This is a genomic window from Litchfieldella rifensis, from assembly GCF_042646605.1.
GTDB classification, from domain to species: Bacteria; Pseudomonadota; Gammaproteobacteria; order Pseudomonadales; family Halomonadaceae; genus Litchfieldella; species Litchfieldella rifensis.
Map to the genome: position 1 here is coordinate 36,757 of NZ_JBHRUG010000016.1, position 24,566 is coordinate 61,322.

Consider the following 24,566-nt stretch of genomic DNA (forward strand, 5'->3'; position numbering starts at 1 on the left):
ACACTGACGTTGAGGTCGTCCTTCTTGAAGTCGCCCCAGGACTCCAGCGCCGGGTCCTTCTTCACGCCTTCCACCGCCGGGAATTCGTAGTTGCCGGAGGCGAAGACTTCCTGCGCCTCGTCGGAGGCGAGGAACTCCAGGAAGCGGATGGCGTTCTCGCGGTTGGGGGCGCCCTCGACCACGCCGGCGCCGCCGATATTGACATGAGCGCCACGGCCGTCCTGGTTGGGGAAGATGATGCCGACCTTGCTGGCCGCCTCACGATCCGCCTCGTTATCGGACTTGAGTAGGCGCACATAGTAATAGTGGTTGGCCACGGCGAGGTCGCACTCGCCGCTGGCGACGCCGAGGATCTGGTCGGTGTCACCGCCCTCGGGTTGACGAGCGAAATTGTTGACCACGCCCTGGGCCCACTCCTCGGCACCTTCCGCGCCGTGGTGATGAATGAGGGAAGCAAGCAGCGACTGGTTGTAGATGTTGTTCGAGGAGCGGATGCAGATGGCGCCCTCGAAGCGCGGGTCGGCCAGGTCCTCGTAGCTGGTGATCTCACTCGGGTCGACGTTCTCGCGGTTGTAGAAGATCGCCCGCACGCGCTGGCTGAAGCCGAACCACTTGCCCTCAGGGTGGCGCATTCCCTCGGGGAGACGCTCGGCAAGCACCTCGGACTCGATGCCCTCGAAGATGTCCTCCTGCTCGGCGCGCCACAGACGCCCGGCGTCCACGGTCATCATGATGTCGGCGGGGCTCGCCTCGCCTTCGCGCAGGATGCGCTCGACGAGTTGATCGGCATCGCCTTCGAGGACGTTGACTTCGATGCCGGTGTTCGCGGTGAAGGCATCGTAGAGCGCCTGGTCGGAGTCGTAGTGACGCGCCGAATAGAGGTTGACCGCGTCGGCGGACGCGCCGGTGGCGAAAGCGGCACCCGCCAGAGCGGCGGTGAGCGGAACGGCGAGACGATAGCGGTGGATCATCGAGAACCTCTTTGGGCGTTGTGATTGCTTTTTGCCAGAATGATAATTCTTTGCATTTAAGGGCTCGACAATTGAACAGCTTTGTCTTGCCGTCGTCAACTGCCCGTTGGTGCCCGCGCGACGGGCGGCACAGCAAGGATGGCATCCTGCCGAGAACGAGATGAAAATTAAAAGCGATTTGCTAGTATTTCGCGTTACCATGCGAGAGTCATTTCTTCTTCGGCCGAAGCGTCCTTGAACCCATGATCAGCCAATTGAATCTGCCGGAAGCCACGGACACCGCGTCGCCTCAAGCCAGTGTGCTGGCGATGCAGAATGTACGCCATGCCTATGGTCCTCATGCCGCGGTGAAGGATGTCAGCCTGGAGATGCAGCCGGGCGAGGTCGTCTGTCTGCTGGGGCCCTCCGGCTGTGGCAAGACGACCCTGCTGCGCATTGCGGCGGGCCTGGAGGTCCTGCAGCAGGGAGCGGTGGCCATCAATGGCCGGAAGATCGCGGTGCCGGGAGGGCGTCATGTCCCTCCGGAGAAGCGCAACGTGGGTCTGGCGTTCCAGGACTCGGCATTGTTTCCCCATCTCACCGTGCTCGAGAACGTGACGTTCGGCCTCGAGACACAGCCCCCCCGGCAGCGGCGCCAGCGCGCCATGGAGTTGCTCGAGCAACTGGGCATGGCCGGTTACGCCAAGGCCTACCCGCATATCCTGTCGGGAGGCCAGCAGCAGCGTGTCGCCCTGGCACGGGCCTTGGCCCCGGCACCGCAATTGATGCTGCTGGACGAGCCCTTCTCCAGCCTCGATGCCCGCCTGCGCGACCGGATCCGCGACGACACCCTGCATGTACTCAAGAAGGTCGGCGCGGGCACGCTGCTGGTTACCCACGACCCCGAAGAGGCAATGTTCATGGCCGACCGCATCGCGCTGATGCGCGATGGGCGCATCATACAGATGGGCACGCCACAGGAACTCTACTGCGCTCCCTGCGACCCCTTCGTCGTCACCTTCTTCGGTGACGTGAACGAGCTCTATGGCGAGGTCCGGGGCGGGGTCGTGCAGACGCCGGTGGGACCGGTGCAAGGGGGAGGGCTGGCGGATGGCACCCAGGCGCAGGTGTTGGTGCGCCCGGAGGCGTTGCGCGTCATCGAGCTCGACGAGCCCCCGACCTCCCACCGCTACAGCCATGTGATCATGGCAAAACTGCTGGGGCGTACCAGCCTGCTGCATATCTGTGTGCATGGCGAGGACGGCCGAGAAGTCCATCTCCATGCCCGGGTGCCCGGGGTCTTTCTCCCGGCGGCGAACCAGCCGGTGGAGATTCGGCTGGACCCGTCACAGGTCTTCGTCTTTCCCGCCGACCTTGCCAGTGCCGGGACGTGAGCGACGAATGGCCAGGCTGAGCAGGATGACAGGAATGATGCCCACGGCGACGATGGCCAGAGACGAGGTGGAGGCCTCGGCGAGACGTTCGTCAGAAGCCAGGTTGTGTGCCCGCACGGCCAGGGTGTCGAAATTGAAGGGACGCAGGATGATGGTGGCGGGCAGCTCCTTCATGACGTCCACGAATACCAGGATGCCGGCGGCGAGCAGGCTACCGCGCATGATCGGGGTGTGCACGCGGCGCAGCGTACCCGCGGCCGTCTGCCCCAGGGTGCGGGCGGCGGCATCCATGGTGGGGGTCACCTTGCCGAGGCTGGCCTCCACGGTGTTGAAGGACACGGCGAGAAAGCGCACTACGTAGGCGTAGATGAGAATGAAGGCGGAGCCGCTGAAGATCAGGCCGGCGATGACGCCATAGTGCTCTTTCAGGAAGCCGTTGAGCTGATCGTCCAGCCAGGCGAAGGGAATCAGGATGCCCACGGCCACGACCGAACCGGGGATGGCGTAGCCCATGGCGGAGATGCGGGTGGCGGTACGCGTGAGCGGGCCGGGGTGGAGGCGTACGCCATAGCTCAGGATGACCGCCAGGCTTACGGCGACGACCGAGGCCAGCGTCGCCAGTGTCAGGCTGTTCCAGGCAAAGTCGAGGAAGCGCGTACCGAGCAGGGCGTCTCCCTGCTGGATGGCGAGGTGGGCGAGCAGTGCGCTGGGTAGCAGGAAACCGATCAGCACCGGGGTGGCGCAGGCCGCGAAGGCGCCTAGGCTGCTCCACGTCCCCAGGCGATACTCGGGGAGTTGCTGGTAGCGGCTGGAGGTGTGGAAATACTTGCGCCGCCCTCGCGACCAGCGCTCGAGTACCACGAAGACGATCACAAAGAGCAGCAGGCAGGCGGCGAGCTGTGCCGCGGCCACCTGTTCGCCCATCCCGAACCAGGTGCGATAGATGCCCGTGGTGAAGGTATCGACCCCGAAGAACTGCACTGCTCCGAATTCGTTGAGGGTCTCCATCAGCGCCAGCGAGACTCCACCGACGATGGCCGGTCGTGCCAGTGGTACCGCTACGTTGCCGAATAGCCGCCAAGGGCCACGCCCCAGGGTGCGACCGACATCCAGTACGCACACGGACTGTTCGAGAAAGGCCGCCCGCGCCAGCAGGTAGACATAGGGATAGAGCACCAGGGTGATCAATGTGGCGGCCCCTCCCAGGGAACGGATATCGGGAAAGTAGTAATCCCCCCGGCCCCAGTCGAACAGTTCGCGCAGCCAAGTCTGGAACGGGCCGGCGTACTGCAGGAAGTCGGTATAGGCGTAGGCAATGACATAAGTGGGGACAGCCAGCGGCAGCAGAAGCGCCCACTCGAAGATCCGGCGTCCCGGGAAGCGGCACATGGCCACCAGCCAGGCGGTGCCGGTGCCGATCACGGCGGTGCCGAGCCCGACCGCCACCACCAGAACGAACGTATTGGCGAGATACCGGCCCAGCACGGTGCTGGCGAGATGCGGCCAGACGCCGTCGGTGGGCATGAAGATGTGCGAGAGTACGACCAGCACCGGTAGCGCCACGACCAGGGCGACTACGACGGTCAGCACCGTCCAGGTGTTGAGGCGTAACGACAGCCGGCGAGGGATCGACGTCAGCCAGGTGCTGGCAAAACGGGACAAGCGGAATCTCCTTCCGGTGGCATTACCTGAAACCGGCTGAATGCGACATGATAACGGCCGCAAATGATATCAGTTGGCGCCATGCTCTGCAGCACTTCGGCATGTCCGCAGGCTTGCCGCCCGCCGTCCACGGAACGGCGGGAGGGCGATGGGAAAGCGGCGCTCGCTAGCCGAGCAGCGTGCTGGGGAGTCCGGTGACGAGTGCCGGGAACAGGTACATCAGTACGCAGGTCAGCACGATCAACAGACAGAACGGGATGACTGCCTTGTAGAGGTCCGGGGTCGACACATCGGGGGGGGCCACACCCTTGAGATAGAACAGCGCGTAGCCGAAGGGCGGCGTCAGGAACGAGGTCTGCAGGATAACCGCGGTCATCACCACGAACCACAAAGGGTCGTAGCCCAGCGTATCGGCGATGGGCAGCATGATCGGAAAGCTCAACAGCACGATCCCGGTCCAGTCCAGGAACATCCCCAGCAAGAACACCAGGAACAGCATCAGGGCCAGCACGCCGACCCCACCCCCCGGGACGTTGAGTAACACCTCCTGAATGAACTGCATGCCGCCGCCCCGGGAGAACACACCGGTGAAAGCGGTGGCGCCGACGATCACGAGCATGACCATGGTGGTGGTCTTGCTGGCCTCGATGAAGGTGACGAAACAGGTACGGATCGAACGATCGCCGAAGATCAGGAACAGCACGAAGGCCAGCAGAGCACCGATGGCCGAGGCTTCGGTGGCAGTGGCGATGCCGGTGAACAGAGCCCCCAGCACTCCCAGGATCAGTCCCAGTGGCGGGATGACGAACTTGGCGAGCATGCCGACGAGCTGCAGGCGGCTGGTTTCGGCACGTTCCTCGGCCTCGACCGGAGGGCCATAGTGGGGCTTGAAGAAGCACAGCACCAATACGTAGAGCGCATACATGGCGCCCAGTATCAGCCCCGGGACCAGCGCTCCGGCGAACAGGGCACCCACCGAGACCGGTGAGTAGCTGGCCATCAGGATCAGCATGATGCTGGGGGGGATCAGGATGCCGAGGCTGCCGCTGGCCATGATCACCCCGGCACTGAGCTCCTTGTTGTAGCCGTACTTGAGCATCGGCGCGAGGGCGATCATGCCCATCACCGCGATCGAGGCGCCAACGATGCCGGTGGTGGCGGCCAGCAGCACCGAGACGATGACCACCGTGAGCGCCAGGCCGCCACGTACCCGTGCCAGCATCAGGCGCAGCGCCCCGAACATGCGTTCGGTGACGCCGGAGTCGTTGAGAAAGCGTGCCATCAGGATGAACAGCGGGATGGCCACCAGCACGTAGTTGTCCATGGCGTTGCCATAGATATTGTTGATGATGGTGCCAAGCACCTGGGGCCCCGGCCCCAGGTAGGCGCCCATCACGGCAACACCGCCGAGCACGAATGGCAGAGGGTGGCCCATGAACAGGCCGACCAGCAGTCCGCCGAACATGAACAGGGTAAGCAGTTCGGGACCCATGACTTACTCCTCGCGCAACTGCCGGGTGGCACGGATGACGATGGCGATGGCTTGCAGCAATATGGCCACGCCGGCGATGACCAGTACGGTCTTGATCGGGTAGACGGGGAGCGCCACGATCCCGTAAGTGGTTTCACCACGGCTCCACGAGCGCATGGCGAAACTCCAGCTGTAGGTCAGGAACATCCACATGAAGGGCACGAAGAAGATCACATAACCGAGGATGTCCAGCACGGCCTGCTTCCTGCGAGAGAGCAGGCGCTTGAGGATATCGACCTCGACATGGGCATGGTGGCGCAGGCCATAGGCCGCCAGCAGCATGAAGTGGGCACCGAACAGCATCTTGGTGATATCGAAGGCCCAGTCGCTGGGGCGGCCGATGAAGAAGCGCATGGCGATGTCATAGAGCACCACGAGGGTCATGACGGCAATCAGCGGTGCGAGAATTCTCCCGAACCACTCGTTGAACGTATCGATCGCCTTGGCGATGGCATTCATGGTTGAAGATCTCCCGGGTCAGGGACACTGACACATCTGCCAACACGGGGCCCGCCAGGGCCCCGTTCGGTCAGTCTTGCGGCAGACGTTGGCCGCCTTGACGCGACCGTTCTCCACCCTTACATGCAGGCTTCGATCTCCTCGAGAGAGGGCAGGTTGTCGATGCTGCGGCTCATATTGTAGGGCACCGAGACATCGCGCCAGTTGGCGTACTGCTGCATGTAGCTGATCATGGAGTGATAGACCTTGGCGTGCATCGGATCCTCGCAGGCCCCTTCCACGATCACTTCGTTGGTCACTTTCTGGATGCGTGCCATGTCCTCCGCCCCGTACGTGGAGATTTCCACGCCGGCTTCCTTGAACGCCTGGGTGCCCTCCGTGGACGTGCGCTCGGACCAGGCCAGCGACCAGGCCAGGGTGGCCTCGGCGGCGACCTTCAGCTTTTCCTGGGTGGTTTCGGACAGCGCGTCCCAGGCATCCTTGTTGATCATCACGCCAAAGACACTGGCGGACTGGTGCCAGCCGGGCGTCGCCCAGTAGTCGACGACTTCGGCGAAGCCGGCCTCATAGTCGACACCGGGGGTCGAGAACTCGGCGCCATCCACCACGCCGCGCTCCACCGCCTGATAGATCTCGCCGCCCGACAGCGTGACCTGGGAGCCGCCCAGCCGTTCGAGAACACGACCCTGATCGCGACCCGACAGGCGCAGGCGTTTGCCTTCCAGGTCGGCCAGGCTCTCGATCGGGGTGCGGCCCATGAAGCCAGACTCGTTGTTGGTGATGCCGTATGGCAGGTAGACCATATTGAACTCACCGTAGACCTCCTGGTAGAGCTCGAAGCCGCCCCATTCCAGGATCCAGTTCAGGTAATCGACGCCGTTGAACAGGCTGGGGGTCGCGGCCAACGGCGAGAATGCCGAGGAATTGCCCGCCCAGTAACCGGGCCAGTCGCCGGAAGCCTCGATGCTGCCGGTCTCGGTGGCGTCGAAGACTTCAGTGGCGGGCATCAGGGTACCGCCGGCGCGGAAGTTGATCTCGATCTCGTCGCCGGCGATGCGATTGACGGTCTCGACCCAGTGCCGGTCGATCTCGATCAACGCCAGACTATCCGGCCAAGTGGTGGTCATGGTCCAACTGGCTTTATCCTGGCTGTACGTCGGAGCGGAGAAGATGGCCAGGGCAATGCTGGTGGCCAGACTGCTGAGGGTGAACCTGGTGATATTTTTCATGTCATGCTCCCTGGTCGGGTTCTTGTGCATGTGGCGGCTAGACCAAATATCCTTGGCTCCTTCGGGTAGACGAACGAACCATACGCTTGAGTAAATTAGCACGCGCAGGGTGAAGTCGCTGCGCCGTCGAGCGGATGCCCGAAGGCGACGGGGTACCGCCAATGCCCCTTGGAAAGTAATGATTTCTATATAAATCAGTTTGTTATGAGCGCCTCTTTTTCATTGTTATGGCAAGGAGACAGGGGAGAAGCGTTGAATGCCCCCAGTTTTTAGACTAAAGGTGGACTTTTTGGCGGGAGCCCGCGCATGACCCACGGCCCCATACCCTGTGACCCCCCGAAGGAACCGCTTGGCGAGTTGCTGGCGCGGCGCGCCGCACTCGCCGCCCGCCAGTGGAGAGGTCTGGTGTGGTTGACGGGAGAGCCCGGTGCCTGCCGGCGCTGTGCGTTGGCCCTGTGGCAGGCGGGCCGGTGGCAGGCGCCGCTGTGGCTGACCGGTTCGCGCCCTACCGACATTGCCCCGGCGGATTGGCTGCCAGCCGCCAAGGCACGCACCCGCCTGGGCGGCGAGCAGGATCTGGTGATCTTCGATGCCGTCTCCCGCGACAGCGGTTTCGACCCCGAAGCCTTCGGTGTCCTCTCGGGTACCCTGCGAGCGGGAGGCTTGCTGGTGCTGATGACATCACCCGACTGGGGGCGGCAACCGGACGCCGACTATGAGCGCCTGGCCGAGTACCCTTTCCGGTCGGAACAGCTCAGCACCCGCTACCTGCGACGCCTGGCGAGGTTGTTGGCTCGGTCCAGCGAGGTCATCCACTGGCAGGCGGATGGCACCATCGCCTTGCCGGCCTTGCCTGGCCATGTACCTTCGGCGCCAGCGGTGGGGGACCCGGACTGCGCCACCCGAGATCAGGCCCGCGCCGTGGCCCTGCTGACCCGCCTGCGTCGCCGCCGGCCCCTGGTGCTGACCGCCGATCGGGGCCGCGGCAAGAGCGCGGCCCTGGGGATCGCCTGTGCCCGCTGGCTGGCAGCGGGCGAGCGCGACATCTGGGTCACGGCACCGCAACCGTCGGCCGTCGAGGCCCTGTTTGCCCGGCTGGAGGCGATGTGTCCACAGGGTCACCGCCATGCCAACGCCTTCACATGGGACGTCGGGAGTGGCGTGCGTCGCGTGCAGTTCCTGGCGCCGGATGCGCTGTCGGCCAGGGTCGCTGCACGAGACGTGGGCGGTGCGGGTAGCCTGCTGCTGGTCGACGAGGCCGCGGCCATTCCCTCCCCGGCACTGGGGTTGTGGCTGCGGCATTTCCCACGCCTGGCCTTTGCCACCACGGTGCACGGCTATGAAGGTTCCGGACGGGGGTTCGCGGTGCGTTTTCGCGCCCATCTCGAGCGTGAGACGCCGGACTGGCGGAGTTGCCATCTCGAGACACCGATCCGCTTCGCTTCCGGTGACCCGTTGGAGCGCCTGACCTCACGCCTGTTGCTGCTGGATGCGGAACCGGCACCAGCCGGCGAGGTGCCTTCGCCACAAGCCGACGAGCGAATCCATTGCCGCCGTGAGGAGTTGGCCACCGACGAGCCGCGCTTGCGCGAGCTGTTCGGTCTGCTGGTGCAGGCCCATTATCGCACTCGTCCCAGTGACCTGCGCCGTCTGCTGGATGGTCCGCGTACCCGGATCACCACCCTGGAGGCGGCACATCATGTCCAGGCCGTAGTGGCTTGTGTCGACGAAGGGGGCTTTCCCGGCGAGCTGGCCGAGCGTGTGGCGCGTGGCGAAAGGCGCCCACGCGGCCATCTGCTGGCCCAGTCGCTGGCGGCGCATGCCGGGAGTCGTCGGGCACTCACCTCACGTTTGCGACGGATCATGCGTATCGCCGTGCACGAGGCATGCCGCCGGCAGGGGCTGGGACGGCGTCTGTTCGAGGCGGAGCTTGCCCGAGCCCATGCCGATGGCATCGATCTGCTGGGAGCAAGCTTCGGTGCCGAGCCTGGCCTGATCACCTTCTGGCAACATAATGGCTGCGTGGCGGTACGCCTGGGGCTGACCCGTGAGGCGTCCAGTGGCGAGCATGCCCTCATGGTGGTACGCGGTGTCAGCGACGCCGGCCAGGAGCTGGTGCGGGAGCTGCAGAGGCGTTTCCAGTCCCTGCTTCCGACCTTGCTGGCCTTCGAATTGAAGACGCTCGACCCGGGGGTGGCAGCGTCGCTGCTGACGGAAAGCCCGGTCGAGGAACTCACGCCCGCGGAACTCCGCGACATCGACGACGTGGCGCTGGGACATCGCGAACCGGCGCTGGTGCGCCCGGCCTTGCAGGCGCTGGTGCGCCGGGGACTCGCGGCGGGGGGCTCCCGTGATCCGGATGCCTGGCTGCTGGTGGCGGCGCTCTTCCAAGGGCGCGAACCGGCCTGGCTGGCCACACAACTGGGCCTGCCCGGCCGGCGCCAGGTACAGCAACGGCTGCGCGACGCCCTGGCTCGCTGGCAGCGATGGCAGGCCTGATGGCGGGCAGGCTCTTTTTCCGCGGCGGGGCTGGCGGTAAGGTAAAATACCTTTCCTTCACACAGAATCGCCATGAACGCACATCTCGAACAGCTTGCGCCGCAACCGGTGTGGCGGCATTTCCGTACCCTGTGCAACACGCCACGGCCTTCCGGCCACGAAGCGGCACTGGTGGCGGTGCTGGAACGCTGGGCCGATGAGCACGGCCTGTCCCACGATCGCGATTATTTCGGCAACCTGCGGATCCGCAAGCCGGCCAGTCCCGGCCATGAACGATCGCCGGGAGTCATCCTGCAGGGGCATCTGGACATGGTGGTCCAGGCCAATGCCGATCACCCGCATGATTTCACCCGCGATCCGATCGATACCTATGTCGCCGACGGCTGGCTGCATGCCCGCCACACCACGCTCGGCGCCGATAACGGCCTTGGCGTGGCGGCAGCGCTGGCGGTTCTCGCTGACGAGAGCTTGGCCCATGGCCCGCTGGAAGCCCTATTCACCCTGGAAGAGGAGTCCTCCATGGGCGGGGCGTTGAACCTGGCCGAAGACTGGCTAGAGGGGCAAGTGCTGCTCAACCTGGACTCCGAGGACCGCGGCCAGGTGTATATCGGTTGTGCCGGTGGCGCCGATGTGGTGGTCGAGGCACAGTTCCCGACCCGCCCTCTGGATGATGACGAGCAGGCCTGGCGCCTGTCACTGACGGGACTGGTCGGTGGCCATTCAGGTATCGACATCCACAAGGGACGCGGCAATGCCAATCGTTTGCTGGTGCGGGTGTTGCGGGCTCTGGAAGCTTCCGGGACGAGGCTGGTCGACTATCATGGCGGCACCCTGCGCAATGCCTTGCCACGCGAGGCCTTCGCCACCCTGGCCTTGCCGCGTGCCGAAGTCGAGGCGGTCACGGTGCGACTCGCCGCCTTGCAGGACGAGCTGCGCCGTGAACTGGCCGGGGTCGACGCGGGGCTGACGCTGGCGCTGACGCCCCTCGAAGCGCACCCTGCGGAGGCCCTCACCGAGACCGCCAGCCATCTGCTGGTGAATGCGCTGCATGCTGCCCCTTGTGGCGTGGAACGGATGAGTGTCGAAGTCCCCGGCGTGGTGGAGACCTCCAACAATCTCGGCGTCGTGAGCCTGGAGAGTGGCCGCTTTTACCTATGTGCCCTGGTGCGTTCGCTGCGGGATAGTGCGACAGCGGATATCGCGGACCGTTTTACGGCGCTGTTCGCCCTGATCGGTGCCCGGACCCGGGTCGAGAATGCCTATCCGGGCTGGACGCCCAACCCGGAAAGTGCGCTGCTGGCTCGCTTTTGCCGCCTGCATCGGCAATGCCTGGGTAGCGATCCTGAGGTCAAGGTAATTCACGCCGGCCTGGAATGCGGCATTCTGGGGGGCAAGTATCCCCATCTGGAGATGGTCTCTTTCGGACCGCAGATTCGCGGTGCCCACTCGCCGGACGAGCGGGCCGAAATCGCCTCGGTAGAAGAGTTCTGGCTGCTGCTGCGGGCCTTGATCGAGGACCTGGCCAGTGATCGGGCAGCCTGAGCGGTTCAGTCGACGCGTATGGTGACCACCGGATAGCCACCCACCGTCACCAGCGGCACGCTGGAAGAGCGGTGGTAATAGTGATGATCCCCATGGCGGGGCGGTAGGTAACGTGGCTGCTCGTGGATGATCACATGCTTCTCGATGATCCGCGACGGCCGATGGTGGTGTCGGTAGTGCCTGGCATAGTGCGGCGCCCGGTAATGCCTGCCGCCCTTGTGGTGGTGGCCGTGATAGTGATGGTGGCTAGGCTGGTGGTAGCCACTGCGTCGCTCATGGTCGGCGAGTGCCGGGGTGGCGAAGGCCAGTGCCATGCCCAGCAGCAAGCCTGTCAACAGTGTCGTGTATCGCATGGGGTGTCCTCCGCTCTGCGACTGTTCGAACCACCCCCGCAGCTCCCTAACATACAGTATATTGGCTTTCCACATGCCGGCGAACGGTGTTTTCTAATATTCTGGCGCTTTCCTCGCTCTCTCCCTATTTGGCGGTCCGCACATGCAAGCGCCGTCCCGAGCGGTTCGGGACGGCGCGAGTTTGCCTATCGTGGCAGATGATTCACCCCAGGTAGGCGTTGAGCATCCACACGGTCTTTTCCTGTTCGCGGATATAGTCGCTGACCTGGGCGGCAGTCCCTTCGTCGTCGGCATCCGAGGCCAGCGACAGGATCTCGCGCTGCAGCTCGATCAGGGTCTGGTATCCCTTGAGGATGCCTCGTACGCAGGCTTCGCCGTCGTGTACGTCCTTGTCCTCGCGGATCGAGGCGATCTCTACATAGTCGCTGTAGGCGTGGACGGGCTGGTGACCCAGCGTCAGGATCCGTTCGGCAACCTCGTCGACCTTCGTCAACAGATCGGTGTAGAACTCCTCGAACTTGGTATGCAGTTCGAAGAAGCGTGGCCCCTTGACGTTCCAATGGTAGCCGCGCACGTTCATGTAGAAGATCTGGTAATTGGCCAGCAAGGCGTTGAGCTTCTCGGCGAGCTGGCTGGCGCTGGCCTGGTGTAGGCCGATGGAATTGGTGTCGGACATCTAGCTACCTCCTTGATCCGATTGCCGGAATTGGCTACCAGTCTAAGGCGAAGTGGTGACTGTCGGTTAACGAATTGTTGCCATTGCCTCTATAGCCAATGTCAATGACATGCGGGCGATGCTCGGCAATCTCAAGTTCGTGCCACGAACAGCCTGACGACCTCCTCGGCACGCTCCTCGAGCAGTTCGGCGCAGCGCGACAGCGCCTCATCCAGTGCCATGGGGCCATCGGCCAGTGCGAAGGCGGCGCTGATGCCCTCGGTATGGGCCGCTTGCCAACCCTGTCCCAACCGTCCGACCAGCGCCACGCACGGTACCTGCCTGGCCTGTGCGGCACGGGCGATGCCGATGGGGGTCTTGCCGGCCAGGCTCTGGCCATCGAGCTGCCCTTCGCCAGTGATCACCAGGTCCGCGTTCGCGAGCAGGCGAGGGAAATCCACCTGTTCCATCACCAGTTCGATGCCCGGGCGTAGGCTGGCACCCAGGAAGGCGCGCGCGGCGAAGCCCATGCCGCCCGCAGCGCCGGCGCCGGGAAGATCGCGGTGATCCGTTCCCATCGCCTTGGCGGTGAGGTCGGCAAAGCGGCTCAAGGCCGCATCCAGGGCCTCGACCTCGGCTTGGCTGGCCCCCTTCTGCGGGCCGAATACGGCGCTGGCGCCACGGCTGCCCAGCAAAGGGTTGTCGACGTCCACGGCGGCCTCGATCTCGAGTGTCGCGAGCCGCGAGTCGAGGCCCGACAGGTCGAGCTCGGCCAGGTTCGCCAGCGCCGCACCGCCCGGCGGCAGGAGATGGCCGTCGCTATCCAGCAGGCGGCCGCCGAGAGCGCTCAGCATGCCGGCGCCGGCATCGTTGGTGGCGCTGCCGCCCAGGGTCAACAGCAGGCGTTCGGCACCGGCATCCAACGCCTCGCGAATCAACTCGCCGACCCCGAAGGTGGTGCTGTGCAGAGCCGTGCGTTCTTCGCGTGCGAGTTGCTGCAGGCCGCTGGCCTCGGCCAGTTCGACGAAGGCCGTCCGTGTCCCGGGTTGCCAACCCCAGGCCGCGGTCAAGGGACGCCCCAGGGCATCCTGTACCCGTGCCTCACGGCGTTCGGCGCCGGTGGCGGCGAGCAGAGCGTCGAGGGTGCCTTCCCCGCCGTCGCCCATCGGGCACTCGTGCGCGATGACATCGGGGCGTGCCCGGCGCGCCCCTGCGGCAATCGCCGCTGCGGCGTCACGGGCGGATAGGGCGTCCTTGAAGCTGTCCGGGGCGATCAGGAGGTTCATGTGTCGGGTTCCGTGGCGGTAGGGGGCGAACCTTGACAATGCCGATACCGGTTCGATTCGCCTAAGCTTGACGATATCGGGAAGGCGCTTCAACCCTGCGCATCTCTCCTCACAGGGCGCGATGGCGCATACACTGATGACAAGAACACCAGTGGAGAACGCCCATGCGAGTCTGGGTCTTGTCGATGGCGGTGTGGCTTGCCGGGTGTGCCAGCGGTCCGGCGACATTGCCCGAGGATATGTCGCCGCCAGCCGCCGAGTGTCGCTGGGAACAGCAACTGGCGGGAGCCGAGGCCAACGAGCCTGTGGTCGCGGCGCTCGAGGCCCAAGGCTTTACGATACGCGATACCAATAGCGACCTGGGGCTGGTCAGTGCCGAGCGCACTCGTGTGATCTATGGCTATCACCGGTATTATGACCCCTGGCCATATGGCGGCTGGTATGGTTTCTATGGCCTCGGCTCCCGACACTACATGGGGGGCGGCATCGGGCTCGGCTTCGGCACGAGCGTGGGCGGCAGTGCCCAGCGCCAGGAACGGGTTTCGGTGGTTGCCGACGGTGAGTGGGTGCAAGTGTCCCGCGATGTGAGGGTCGTCGACATCGACGGCGTGACGCGCGAGAGCTACACCGCCAGCGACGCCGATTTCTGTCGCGAGTTGCGTACCACCATCGATGCCGAGAGAGCGAGGGAGTCACCATGATCCTGCGTGGCTTGCTACTGTTCGGTATCGTGCTGACCCTCGCGGCCTGCGCCACCACGCCTGCCCCGGTCGAGCCGCGCGCGATGACGCTGGCCGCCAGCCAGCAACGGGTACTCGAGGAGGGGGTTGCCATGCTGGCCGAGCGTGGCTACGTGATTCGCCATGCTGATACCGACCTGGGGCGCGCCGAGGCCGTTTCGGCCACCTGGCCAGGCTACCAGATTACCCTTCAGGTCGACGCCGTGGGCGAAGACAGCAGCCGAGTGGCGTTCAGTGGGCAGCGTGGCCAGCGGCCGCTGGAACCCTATAGTCTCGACCGCTTGTTGGTCGATCTGCAGGCCCGGCTGGGCCTGGCGCCATGAGCGTCGCGGGGACAGGCGACGAGTGGCGAGCGCGGCTACGATGGTGGGGGCCGACCTGTGCGGCTGTCGTGATTCTGGGCCTGCTGTGGTGGGTGTGGCATTGGCAGTTCGATCAGGCCACTCGCGAGGCTGAACGTTACGCCGACAACCGCCTGGCGCTGTATACCAGCAGCTTGCAGGGAGCCCTCGAACGCTTCACCTACCTGCCGGAACTGCTGGCTCGCCAGCCGCTGGTCCAGGCGGCGTTGGTCGATGAGGTGGGGGTGTTCACTGAACAGGTCAACGCCTACCTGGCCCTGGTGGCCGAGCGTTCCGGGGCCGAGGCGATCTTCCTGATGAATGCCGAGGGCCTGACCCTGGCGGCCAGCAATCATGGCGATGACCAGAGCTTCATCGGCCACAACTATCTCTTCCGCCCCTATTTCATCGAGGCCATGGCGGGTGGGCGCGGCGAGTTCTTCGCCATCGGCAGCACCACCGGACGCGCCGGGTATTTCGTCTCGACCGCGGTGGGGGGTGCCCGGCACGACGGCGATACCCCGGCCGGAGTGCTGGCGCTCAAGGTCTCGCTGGAGTCGCTGCAGGAGGACTGGCGCCGTGCCGGCGAGAAGGTGCTGCTGTCGGACGCCAATGGGGTGGTGCTCCTCTCCAGCCGCCCCGACTGGCGCTACCGTCGGCTGGGGGAGATCGACGCCAAGGCGCTGGCCGGCATCCGCGAGCAGCGCCAGTTCATGGGCGCGGCGTTGGAGCCCCTGGGCCAGCGCCTGCGGGACGGCTCTCTGCTGATCGGCGGCGGTGGCGTCGGCGCGCGCTTCCTGGATGCATCCCGTGGTTTGTCGACCCTGGGGTGGACCATGCACTACCTGGTGCCGGTGCGCCCGCTGTATACCCGCGCGCGCAATACCCTGCTGGCGGCCACGGCGGTGGTGGTGGCGTTGCTGCTGCTGGGGCTGTGGTTGCGCGAACGCCAGAAGCGTCTGCGCCTGCGGGAGCGTGAGACGCGGATCATGCGCGAGGCCAACGAGCGTCTGGAGAGCCGCGTCACTGAGCGCACCCGGGAGTTGCAGTCGGCCCAGGCCGAACTGGTGCAGGCCGGCAAGCTGGCGGCACTGGGCACCATGGCCGCCGGCATCGCCCACGAGCTGAATCAGCCGCTGGCGGGTATCCGCACCTACGCGGCCAGCGGCGAGCGGCTGCTCGAGCGCGGTCGTCACGACGCTGCGGGCGACAACTTCCGGCGCATCCAGGTGCTCTCCGAGCGCCTGGCCACCCTGATCCGCCAGCTCAAGCTGTTCGCCCGCAAGGGCGGGGCGCGCGAACCGGTGGATCTGTCGGCGCGGATCGACTTCGTCGTCGAGCTGCTCGAGGAGCGCCTGCGGCGCCAGGACGTGGTCCTGCACATCGAGAGGAGCGGTGGCGTCTCCGCCGAGCCAGCGTGGATCGCCGGTGACGAGGTGCGCCTCGAGCAACTGATCACCAACCTGCTGCGCAACGCCCTCGATGCCGTGCGCGGGGTCGAGGCGCCGCGACTGGATATCGCCATCGAAGCCGATGAACAACGGGTCCGATTGTGGGTCGCCGACAATGGCCCGGGCATCGACGAGGCGGCGCTGGAGCATCTCTTCGATCCCTTCTTCACCACCAAGACGGTGGGAGACGGCCTGGGCCTGGGGCTATTCATCGTCTATGGCATCGTGCAGGATCTTGAGGGCCGCATTCGCGCCGAGAATCGTCCCCGGGAAGCGGGGGGCGGTGCCTGTTTCTGCGTCGAGCTGCCCCGAGCGTATCCTGCCACCTCCACCCCCAAGACTGCCAGGGAACCGCTGTCATGAGCGCCGCGTCCGCAAGTACGATCTTCTTGGAGACGACCGAGTTGCCGATCTGGCTGGTCGATGACGACCCCGATGTCCGCGAGTCCCTAAGCCAGTGGCTGGAACTCTCAGAGCTCACGGTGCGTACCTTCAGTCGTGCCCAGTCGGCGCTCGAGGCGTTGCGGGACGAAGCCCCCTGTGGGGTGCTGGTCAGCGATGTCAAGATGCCGGGGCTCGATGGTCTTGCACTGCTGCGCGCCGTACAGGAGCTCGATGAGGCGCTGCCGGTGGTGTTGATCACCGGTCATGGCGATGTGCCCATGGCGGTGGCGGCCATGCGCGAGGGCGCCTGGGACTTCGTCGAAAAGCCCTTCGAGCCCGAGCAGCTCGAGGAGCGCGTGCGCCGAGCCCTGGAGCGCCGCCGCTTGGCCCTCGACAATCGACGCCTGCGAGTCGCGCTGAAGCAGGGCGGGTTGGCGAGCCGTCTGCTCGGTGCGGCACCGGCCATGACCCGGCTGCGCGAGCAGTTGATGAATCTGGCACCGACCCGTGCCAATATCCTGGTGCATGGCGAGACCGGCAGTGGCAAGGAGGTGGTAGCGCGTTGCCTGCATGACTACGGCCCCGGTGAGGGTGCCCCCTTCGTGGCGCTCAACTGCGGTGCCATCGCCCCGGAGCTGATCGAATCCGAGCTGTTCGGCCACGAGAAGGGCGCCTTTACCGGGGCCATCGAGCGGCGTATCGGCAAGCTGGAGCATGCCAGCGGCGGCACCCTGTTTCTCGACGAGATCGAGTCGCTGCCGCTGGCCGCCCAGGTCAAGCTGCTGCGCGCCCTGCAGGAGGGCGAGATCGGCCGCCTGGGCAGTAATGCGATGATCGCACTCGACCTGCGGGTGGTCGCCGCGACCAAGACCGATCTGCTGGTCCTGGCGGCGCGTGGCGAGTTTCGCGAGGATCTCTACTACCGGCTGGCCATCGCCGAACTGAGCATCCCGCCGTTGCGTGAGCGGCGCGAGGATATCGGGCTGCTGTTTCGTCACTTCTGCCAGCAGGCGGCCGAGGTGCACGACCGCCCTCCGTGCCATCCCGGTACGGAACTTCTCGCGGCCCTGGGGCATCATCAGTGGCCGGGAAACCTGCGCGAGCTGCGCAATGCCGCGACCCGCTTTATCCTGGGCCTGGAGATTCCCCAACTGAGCGAGGAAAACGGCGAGCAGCGGATCTCCCTGGCGGCCCAACTGGCGGCCTTCGAGTCGGTGTTGCTGCGGGCGGCCCTGAGCCGGCACGAAGGCAATATCCAGGCGGTACTCGAGGAACTGGAGCTGCCGCGGCGCACGCTCAACCAGAAGATGCAGAAATATGGGCTGCGCCGCGAGGCCTTCCTCGTGGCGCCTGACGAATGACGCCTGATCACGACGACTGGGGATGTTCCCGAATGCTGAAGCCTTACCTTATCGGCAAGTGGAGGGCCATGGGCCTGGGCTTGCTGTTGCTGATACCGGGGATGGCGAGCGCCCACCCTCACGGCTGGATCGATCTGAGCGTGCGCGTGATCCTCGATGACCAGGGGCGCGTCGCGGCTCTGCACCAGCGCTGGCGGATGGATCCCTTCTATAGCCTGGTCATCCTCGAGGAACTGGGAGCGGCCGAGGGCGAGGCCAGCATGGAGGCGCGCCTCGACCAGCTGGGTCTGGAGATCCGCGATACCCTGGCGCCGCAGCACTACTTCACCGAAATGACGTACGACGGCAAGCCGGTCGCCGCGGGAGACGTCAGCGAATACACCGTGATGGAGCGGGACGGGCGCGTGGAATTCTCCTTCCGGCTGCCGCTGGAGAGTCCTCTCGAGCTGGGAGAGGAGGCCCTCCGCTACCAGGTCTTCGACCCGAGCTACTACATCGAGGTCGTGCATGAGGCGGACCATGACGAGGTGCCGCTGGACGAGGCCCTGGTCGTGGTCGGTGGCGATCGTGTCTGCACGTCGCGTATCGCAGCGGCCGACCCCGATCCGGTCAAGGTGGCACAGGCCGCGCGACTGGATGTGACCGATGAAGCCCCCGGGGGGCTGGGCCGGTACTTTGCGGAAACCGGGGAGGTGGCATGCGCCGATTGAGTCCGGCCGCCAAGGCCGCGTGCGCGCTGCTGCCGATCCTGGTCGGCGCCTTGTTGTTGTATTGGCTGTACCAGGGCGGGGGCCAGGGGCTGGGGCTACAGATCGTGGCCTGGCAACGTGACCTGCATCGTGCCTTGACCCTGGCCATCACCGAGCTGTCCGGTTCGCCATCGCCGGCGGCCTGGGCGACACTGCTGGCCGTCAGCTTCGGTTACGGGGTCTTCCACGCCGCCGGGCCGGGGCATGGCAAGGCGGTATTGACCACCTACCTGTTGTCCCAGGGCGGTGCCCTGCGCCGTGCCCTGGCGCTGTCCTGCGCCGCCTCGCTGCTGCAGGCCCTGGTGGCCATCTCGCTGGTGGCGGTGCTGGTGCATGGGCTCGGCTGGCTGACCCGTCAGGCCATGGGCTCGGTGATGTGGGTCGAGCAGGCCAGTTTCCTGATGGTCACATTGCTGGGGCTGTGGCTGTGCGCTCGTGCCCTGCGCCAGTTGCGCCGCCGACCGGCTGCCGTCTCAGCCGCCGGCGAGCACCGTCAGGTCCATGATCCCGCGCCCCATCGGCATGACCATCACTGCGGTTGCGGCAGTGCCCACCACGTCGATCCGCTCAAAACCGGCGACTGGCGCACCGCCGTGGCCACGGTGGTGGCCATCGGCATCCGTCCCTGCAGCGGTGGCGTGCTGTTGCTGGGAGCGGCGTCGCTGCTCGGCCAGTTCTGGGTCGGGGTGGCGGCGGTGCTGGTGATGGCGGTGGGCACGTCGCTGGCGGTATCGGCCCTGGCCCTGGCCAGTGTCGTGGCACGCGGGTGGGCGGAACGCCGCCTGGTCCGCCACCACGGCGGCCGCCGTGTCCAGCGTGCGTTGGGCTGGGCGGCCTTGGGCGGGGGCATGGCCATCGTCATGCTGGGGGTCTCGCTGTCCGTGGCCGGTGCCGCCAGCCCCGGCGGTGCTCCCTTGCTCGGTGAGCCACCGGCGCACGATGGCGGGGCCGCCGTCCCACGCAGCCCCTTCGGCCCGGGGGACTGAGCCTCAGTCCAGCGCCAGCCCGGCGATCTGGGCCAGGACCTGGTCACGCATCGCCGCCTGGGCGTCGGGAGCGTAAGGCCGGGCCTGGCCGTGTCCCCAGACCGGCGCCGGCCAGGCGTCGTCGTCGTGGTTCCTGATGATCACGTGCAGGTGCAACTGAGCGACCACATTGCCCAGGGTCGCCAGGTTGAGCTTGTCACCCTCAAGGGCTTCCTTCATGGTCCGGCCCAGGGCCGTGGCCTCCTTCCATAGCTGGGCTTGATCCGCCTCGCTCAGCTCGAATACCTCGCTGACCGCGGGGCGGCGCGGAATCAGCACCAGCCAGGGAAAGCGCGAGTCGTTCATCAGGCGCACCTGGCATAACGGCAGCTCCGCGACCGGCAAGGTGTCGGCCTCCAGGCGTGGGTCCAGCGTCGGTTCAGTCATGCGAGTTTCCTTCGTGTCGGAAAGGTGATCGGCCATTTCTTGCCGATTGCCGGTGTTGGCATCGGCAAAAAATCGCCGATGGGGACGGTCGGGAGCGGCTCTGGCCAAGGAATTTTTGCGTAACTTGCTGAAAAAGAACGGATTGAAGAGTGTTGGCAGCCTTTTCGCTATAAGTCTGGGGCACAAGCATAACAAGTCCTCACCGACAGGAGATACGCCAATGCACAAGCGCCAGTTCCTCAAATCCGCCCTCGCCCTGGCCACCGCCGCGACCCTCGGCCTGACCGGCGTCACCGCCGTGGCCCAGGACGATGCCAGCGAGGGTGGGCAGTACATCATGGGTACCGCCACCACCGGCGGCACCTTCTACCCGGTGGGCGTCGCGCTATCCACCCTGGTGCGAGTCAAGCTCGAGCCCACCCACGGCATCGCGGTGTCGGCGATCAGTTCCGCCGGTTCCGCCGAGAACCTGCGCCTGATGGACGATGACCAGGCCCAGTTCGGCATCCTGCAAGCCCTCTACGGCGCCTGGGCCTGGAACGGTTCCGGTCCGGTGCCCAAGGCCTACGACAACCTTCGTTCGGTGTCGATGCTGTGGCAGAACGTCGAGCACTTCGTGATGCGCAGCAGCCGGGTCGAGACCGGCACCATCGACGACCTGACCCAGCTCTATGGCCGCGGCTTCTCCATCGGGGCGCGCAATTCCGGCACCGAGGGCTCCGGTCGGCAGATTCTTGCCGGTCTGGAGATCGACCCCGAGCAGATGGACCTGGCCTATCTGGGCTATGGCCCCAGCGCCGACTCCATGCAGAACGGCAATATCGATGGCATGAACATCCCGGCCGGGGTGCCGGCCTCGGCGGTGACCAGCGCCTACGCCAATATGGGCGATGACATTACCACCCTGAATATCACCGCGGAGCAGCTCGCGCGGATCAATGGCGAGTATCCGGTGTGGACGCCCTACGAGATCCCCGCCGACACCTATCCGAGCCAGGCAGAGCCGATCCACACCATCGCCCAGCCCAATATCCTGGTGGTCAACGCCGACGTGCCGGAAGAACACGTCTACCAGATCACCAAGGCGATGTTCGAGAACCTGCCGTTCCTCAATAACATCCATCCGGCGACCCGTGACATGGCGCTGGAGAAGGCCCTCGATGGCCTCCCGGTGCCGCTGCACCCGGGCGCCGCACGCTACTTCCAGGAACAGGGACTGGAGATTCCCGAGCACCTGCTCGAGGGGTGAGACTCGCCCATCCCCCTGCTGACCAGGCGGTCGCGACCTCGGTTGTGGCCGCTTCCCGGATCTGTCGCTGAGGTAAATCCCCATGAGTCAAATGCCCTCCGAGCCGGTGCGTGACGAAGCCGCCGGCGAGGCCCAAGAGCGTCTCGACACGCCCTGGCTGGGTCGCGTGCTGTTCGCCTTTGCCATCGTCGTGGCGTTATCGCACCTGTACTTCAATACCCTGGGCACGCTCTCCGAGGTGTGGGTCAGTGCCTTGCATTTCGGCATGTTCGGCCTGCTGTGCGCGCTCTCCGTGCCCATGCTGAGGACCGGCTCGGCGGGCGGTCGGCGCCTGGTGCTGGGTGTGGATATCCTGCTCGGCCTGGCTGCGGTGGGCTGCGCCTTCTACCTGATCGGCTTCGAGGATGCGCTCTATGCTCGTGGCGTGCGCTTCTCGAGCGCCGACTGGGTGGTGTCCATCGTCGCCCTCGGCCTGGTGCTCGAGTTCGCCCGGCGCACCACCGGTTGGTTCATCCCCCTGCTGTGTCTGGTGGCGCTGACCTACGTGGCCTGGTGGGGGCGCTATGTCGGCGGGGTATTCGGCTTCCCGGGGCTCAGCTGGGAGACGGTGCTCTATCGCAGCTACATGGGCGGCGACGGCATGCTGGGCTCGATCGCTCGGATCTCCTGGTCCTATGTGTTCATGTTCATCCTGTTCGGCGCCTTCCTGGTCAAGTCCGGTGCCGGCGATTTCATCATCGAGCTGGCGCGCTGTGCCGCCGGGCGCTTTGTCGGTGGTCCCGGCTTCGTGGCGGTGTTCGCTTCCGGCTTGATGGGCTCGGTATCCGGCTCCAGCGTGGCCAATACCGTGTCCACCGGGGTCATCACCATTCCGCTGATGCGCAAGGCCGGCTTCCCGGCACGCTTCGCCGCCGGGGTCGAGGCCGCGGCCTCCACCGGTGGGCAATTGATGCCGCCGGTGATGGGCGCCGGGGCCTTCATCATGGCTTCCTATACCCAGGTTTCCTATCTGACCATCATCGGCGTGGCGGCGCTGCCGGCATTGCTGTACTTCCTGTCGGTGGCAATGTTCGTGCGCATCGAGGCCAAGCGAAGCAATGCCCAGCCCGTCGAGACAGCAGAGGCGCCGCGGCTGCTCGAAGTGCTCAAGGGCGGCTGGCACTTCCTGCTGCCGCTGGTGGTGCTGGTGGCGGCACTGATCCATGGCTTCACGCCGACCTATGCCGCCGGCATCGCCATCCTCTCGGTGGTGGCGGCCTCCTGGCTGTCGAAGGCGCCGATGACGCCTCGCACCATCCTCGAGGCCTTGGCACTGGGGACGCGCAACATGACCACCACGGCGATCCTGCTGCTCACCGTGGGGCTGATCGTCAATGTGGTCTCGACCACCGGCATCGGCAATACCTTCTCGCTGATGATCACTGACTGGGCCGGTGGCAGCCTACTGATCACCATGGTGCTGATCGCCATCGCCTCGCTGGTGTTGGGCATGGGGCTGCCGGTCACCGCCGCCTATATCGTGCTGGGCACCCTGTCGGCACCGGCCCTTTATGGCCTGATGGCCCACAGCCAGTTGCTCGAGCTGCTCATGGCCGGCGATCTGCCGCAGCAGGCCCAGGCGATCTTCATGCTGGCCGCGCCGGACCACCTGGAGGCACTCAATGCGCCCATGGATGCTGCCAGTGCTCGCGAACTGTTGGCCGTGGTGCCGGACGACTTCCGTAACCAGCTCTATGAGCAGGCGCTGTCGCCGCATACCCTGACCATGGCGCTGGTGGCAGCACATATGGTCATCTTCTGGTTGTCCCAGGACTCCAATGTCACCCCGCCGGTATGCCTGACCGCCTTCGCCGCCGCGGCCATCGCCAAGACGCCGCCGATGCGCACCGGTTTCACTGCCTGGAAGATCGCCAAGGGACTCTATATCATCCCGCTGTTGTTCGTCTGGTCGCCGCTGATCGGCGGTACCCCCGTGGAGATGCTGACGGTATTCGCCTTCGCACTGTTCGGCATCTATGCCATCATCGCCGGGCTGGAAGGCTTCCTCGAGCACGAGTTGTCCTGGTGGCTGCGCCTGGCGATGTTTCCCATCGGCGCCTTGATGCTGTGGCCCCATGGCGAGTTGGCGCTGGACTGCCTGGGGCTGGGGATCTTCCTGGCGATACTGGTATGGAGTTCGCGCGCAGGACGCGCGCCACAACAGGCAATGGCATGACGCTAGTCGAAGCCCTGGCCCTGATCGCGATCGGGGCCGTGGCCGGTTTCATCAATGTACTCTCGGCCGGCGGCTCGATGCTGACGCTGCCGCTGCTGATGTTCCTGGGCCTGCCGCCCCAGACGGCCAACGGCACCAACCGTGTATCCATCGTGCTGCAAAGCGTAGCGGCGGTGGGCAGCTTTCGACGGGCCGGTGCGAGTCATATCGGTTTGAGTGCGCGCTTGTCGGTACCGGCAGTGGTGGGGGCCCTGCTCGGTGCCTGGCTGGCCATGCAGGTCAGCGATGCCATGTTCGAGGCGATACTGATCGCGGTCATGGTCGGCTGTTCGGTGGCGATGCTGCTACCTCGACCGCATGTCGATACCCGTCCCCTCACCCCCGAGCGCCTGACGCCTACGCTCTACCTGGCAATGTTCGCTATCGGAGTGTATGGCGGCTTCCTTCAGGTAGGCGTCGGCATCCTGTTCATGGTGGTGCTCTATCGCATGCTCAAGATCGACCTCGCTCAGGTCAATGTCTTCAAGGTCTTCATCATCCTGGTCTATACGCTGCCGGCCCTGGCGCTGTTCGTGTATCACGACCAGGTACGCTGGGGCTATGGTCTGTTATTGGCGCTCGGCAGCATGGCCGGTGCCTGGTTGGCAGTAAAGGTCAACATGGGGCCACGTGGGGCGGCCTGGATCAAGGGGCTGACCATCGCCGTGATCGTGGCGATTATCTTGCGGTTGGCGCTGGGGTAGGGCGGGTAAACGGTGCTAGTTTATTAAAAGAAAGTGGCCTTTCGTTGCCAGTTGGGCCAAGGCGCGAGGAAACGACGATGAAACGATTAGCCTCCCTGCTGCTGGTATCGCTGTTCACCCTGTCGCTGCTGAGTGGCTGCAATACCATTCGCGGCATGGGGCAGGATATCGAGCGTGGCGGTGAAGCCGTGCAGGATGCCGCCAATGATAATGGTAGCGGTGGCAACAACGGTGGCGGTGGTTACTGAACGGCCACCGTGCCGGCGGTTTGCTGCCATGATGTCGCCTGGAGCCGGCGGTGGGATGTGGCCAGCAAGGGCAATCACTGTGCGAGCGTGGCGCTTGCCTGCTAGGCTGAATT

Annotated in this window: 22 protein-coding genes; 13 read left to right on the plus strand and 9 right to left on the minus strand. The window is 65.4% G+C overall.

Annotated features, from left to right (window positions below; genetic code table 11):
* The coding region (locus tag ACFOEV_RS06590) for a Fe(3+) ABC transporter substrate-binding protein (RefSeq protein ID WP_386772344.1) at positions 1–971 on the minus strand (971 nt) is incomplete at its 3' end.
* A gap of 308 nt (positions 972–1,279) precedes the next feature.
* Between ACFOEV_RS06590 and ACFOEV_RS06595 the strand changes: the two genes are divergently transcribed.
* Complete coding sequence (locus tag ACFOEV_RS06595; RefSeq protein ID WP_386772433.1) at positions 1,280–2,344, plus strand: ABC transporter ATP-binding protein; 1,065 nt, start codon at positions 1,280–1,282, stop codon at positions 2,342–2,344.
* On the opposite strand, the gene ACFOEV_RS06600 is transcribed toward ACFOEV_RS06595, so the two are convergent.
* The 4 genes from ACFOEV_RS06600 to dctP form a co-directional block, all read right to left on the minus strand.
* A complete protein-coding gene (locus ACFOEV_RS06600; RefSeq protein WP_386772434.1) occupies positions 2,297–3,973 on the minus strand; it encodes an ABC transporter permease in 1,677 nt (558 codons plus the stop codon). The genes ACFOEV_RS06595 and ACFOEV_RS06600 overlap by 48 nt on opposite strands.
* Before the next feature lie 199 nt (positions 3,974–4,172).
* Positions 4,173–5,498: a TRAP transporter large permease gene (locus tag ACFOEV_RS06605; RefSeq protein ID WP_386772345.1), complete on the minus strand. Its 1,326-nt coding sequence runs from the start codon at positions 5,496–5,498 to the stop codon at positions 4,173–4,175.
* A 3-nt stretch (positions 5,499–5,501) separates the two neighbouring features.
* Positions 5,502–5,996: a TRAP transporter small permease subunit gene (locus ACFOEV_RS06610; RefSeq protein ID WP_386772346.1), complete on the minus strand. Its 495-nt coding sequence runs from the start codon at positions 5,994–5,996 to the stop codon at positions 5,502–5,504.
* Between the two features lie 119 nt (positions 5,997–6,115).
* A complete protein-coding gene (gene dctP, locus ACFOEV_RS06615; protein ID WP_386772347.1) occupies positions 6,116–7,225 on the minus strand; it encodes a TRAP transporter substrate-binding protein DctP in 1,110 nt (369 codons plus the stop codon).
* Positions 7,226–7,531: 306 nt separating this feature from the next.
* On the opposite strand from dctP, the gene ACFOEV_RS06620 reads away from it, so the two are divergent.
* Together ACFOEV_RS06620 and ACFOEV_RS06625 are read left to right on the plus strand one after the other, a co-directional pair.
* Entirely contained in the window at positions 7,532–9,724 is a 2,193-nt protein-coding gene (locus ACFOEV_RS06620; protein WP_386772348.1) for a tRNA(Met) cytidine acetyltransferase TmcA, read from the plus strand.
* Positions 9,725–9,796: 72 nt separating this feature from the next.
* The gene (locus ACFOEV_RS06625; protein ID WP_386772349.1) at positions 9,797–11,266 is read left to right on the plus strand and encodes an aminoacyl-histidine dipeptidase; all 1,470 of its coding nucleotides are present in this window, start codon (positions 9,797–9,799) and stop codon (positions 11,264–11,266) included.
* Between the two features lie 5 nt (positions 11,267–11,271).
* On the opposite strand, the gene ACFOEV_RS06630 is transcribed toward ACFOEV_RS06625, so the two are convergent.
* The 3 genes from ACFOEV_RS06630 to ACFOEV_RS06640 all read right to left on the minus strand — a co-directional run bounded on the left by ACFOEV_RS06630 (position 11,272) and on the right by ACFOEV_RS06640 (position 13,560).
* Positions 11,272–11,619 (minus strand): hypothetical protein, encoded by a 348-nt coding sequence (locus ACFOEV_RS06630; protein WP_386772350.1) that lies wholly within the window; start codon positions 11,617–11,619, stop codon positions 11,272–11,274.
* A 202-nt stretch (positions 11,620–11,821) separates the two neighbouring features.
* Entirely contained in the window at positions 11,822–12,295 is a 474-nt protein-coding gene (locus ACFOEV_RS06635; protein ID WP_386772351.1) for a Dps family protein, read from the minus strand.
* A 131-nt stretch (positions 12,296–12,426) separates the two neighbouring features.
* Entirely contained in the window at positions 12,427–13,560 is a 1,134-nt protein-coding gene (locus ACFOEV_RS06640) for a glycerate kinase (RefSeq protein WP_386772352.1), read from the minus strand.
* Between the two features lie 164 nt (positions 13,561–13,724).
* On the opposite strand from ACFOEV_RS06640, the gene ACFOEV_RS06645 reads away from it, so the two are divergent.
* From ACFOEV_RS06645 to ACFOEV_RS06670, 6 genes are read left to right on the plus strand one after another with little or no spacing between them, the layout of a single operon-like run.
* Positions 13,725–14,261 carry a hypothetical protein gene (locus ACFOEV_RS06645; protein ID WP_386772353.1) on the plus strand — a complete coding sequence of 179 codons (537 nt, stop codon included), beginning with the start codon at positions 13,725–13,727 and terminating at the stop codon, positions 14,259–14,261.
* Entirely contained in the window at positions 14,258–14,623 is a 366-nt protein-coding gene (locus ACFOEV_RS06650) for a hypothetical protein (RefSeq protein WP_386772354.1), read from the plus strand. The genes ACFOEV_RS06645 and ACFOEV_RS06650 overlap by 4 nt, the downstream gene beginning before the upstream one ends.
* Positions 14,620–16,455, plus strand: a complete 1,836-nt coding sequence (locus ACFOEV_RS06655) for a sensor histidine kinase (RefSeq protein ID WP_386772355.1) — start codon at positions 14,620–14,622, stop codon at positions 16,453–16,455. Before ACFOEV_RS06650 ends, ACFOEV_RS06655 begins: the two co-directional genes overlap by 4 nt.
* Entirely contained in the window at positions 16,452–17,837 is a 1,386-nt protein-coding gene (locus ACFOEV_RS06660; RefSeq protein WP_386772356.1) for a sigma-54-dependent transcriptional regulator, read from the plus strand. Before ACFOEV_RS06655 ends, ACFOEV_RS06660 begins: the two co-directional genes overlap by 4 nt.
* A 32-nt stretch (positions 17,838–17,869) precedes the next feature.
* Positions 17,870–18,547 carry a DUF1007 family protein gene (locus tag ACFOEV_RS06665; RefSeq protein WP_386772357.1) on the plus strand — a complete coding sequence of 226 codons (678 nt, stop codon included), beginning with the start codon at positions 17,870–17,872 and terminating at the stop codon, positions 18,545–18,547.
* Positions 18,535–19,572 (plus strand): nickel/cobalt transporter, encoded by a 1,038-nt coding sequence (locus ACFOEV_RS06670; protein WP_386772358.1) that lies wholly within the window; start codon positions 18,535–18,537, stop codon positions 19,570–19,572. The genes ACFOEV_RS06665 and ACFOEV_RS06670 overlap by 13 nt, the downstream gene beginning before the upstream one ends.
* A 3-nt stretch (positions 19,573–19,575) precedes the next feature.
* Here ACFOEV_RS06670 and ACFOEV_RS06675 read toward each other — a convergent pair whose 3' ends face one another.
* On the minus strand, positions 19,576–19,998 hold the full coding sequence (locus tag ACFOEV_RS06675; protein ID WP_386772359.1) for an HIT domain-containing protein: 423 nt from the start codon (positions 19,996–19,998) through the stop codon (positions 19,576–19,578).
* A 220-nt stretch (positions 19,999–20,218) separates the two neighbouring features.
* Here ACFOEV_RS06675 and ACFOEV_RS06680 point away from each other — a divergent pair, with 220 nt between their 5' ends.
* The 4 genes from ACFOEV_RS06680 (at position 20,219) to ACFOEV_RS06695 (ending at position 24,453) form a co-directional block, all read left to right on the plus strand.
* Positions 20,219–21,247, plus strand: a complete 1,029-nt coding sequence (locus ACFOEV_RS06680) for a TAXI family TRAP transporter solute-binding subunit (protein WP_386772360.1) — start codon at positions 20,219–20,221, stop codon at positions 21,245–21,247.
* Positions 21,248–21,329: 82 nt separating this feature from the next.
* Positions 21,330–23,462 (plus strand): TRAP transporter permease, encoded by a 2,133-nt coding sequence (locus ACFOEV_RS06685; RefSeq protein ID WP_386772361.1) that lies wholly within the window; start codon positions 21,330–21,332, stop codon positions 23,460–23,462.
* Positions 23,459–24,205, plus strand: coding sequence for a sulfite exporter TauE/SafE family protein (locus tag ACFOEV_RS06690; protein WP_386772362.1), 747 nt, complete (start codon positions 23,459–23,461; stop codon positions 24,203–24,205). The genes ACFOEV_RS06685 and ACFOEV_RS06690 overlap by 4 nt, the downstream gene beginning before the upstream one ends.
* A gap of 77 nt (positions 24,206–24,282) precedes the next feature.
* Positions 24,283–24,453: an entericidin A/B family lipoprotein gene (locus ACFOEV_RS06695; protein ID WP_386772363.1), complete on the plus strand. Its 171-nt coding sequence runs from the start codon at positions 24,283–24,285 to the stop codon at positions 24,451–24,453.
* Positions 24,454–24,566 lie beyond the last annotated feature (113 nt).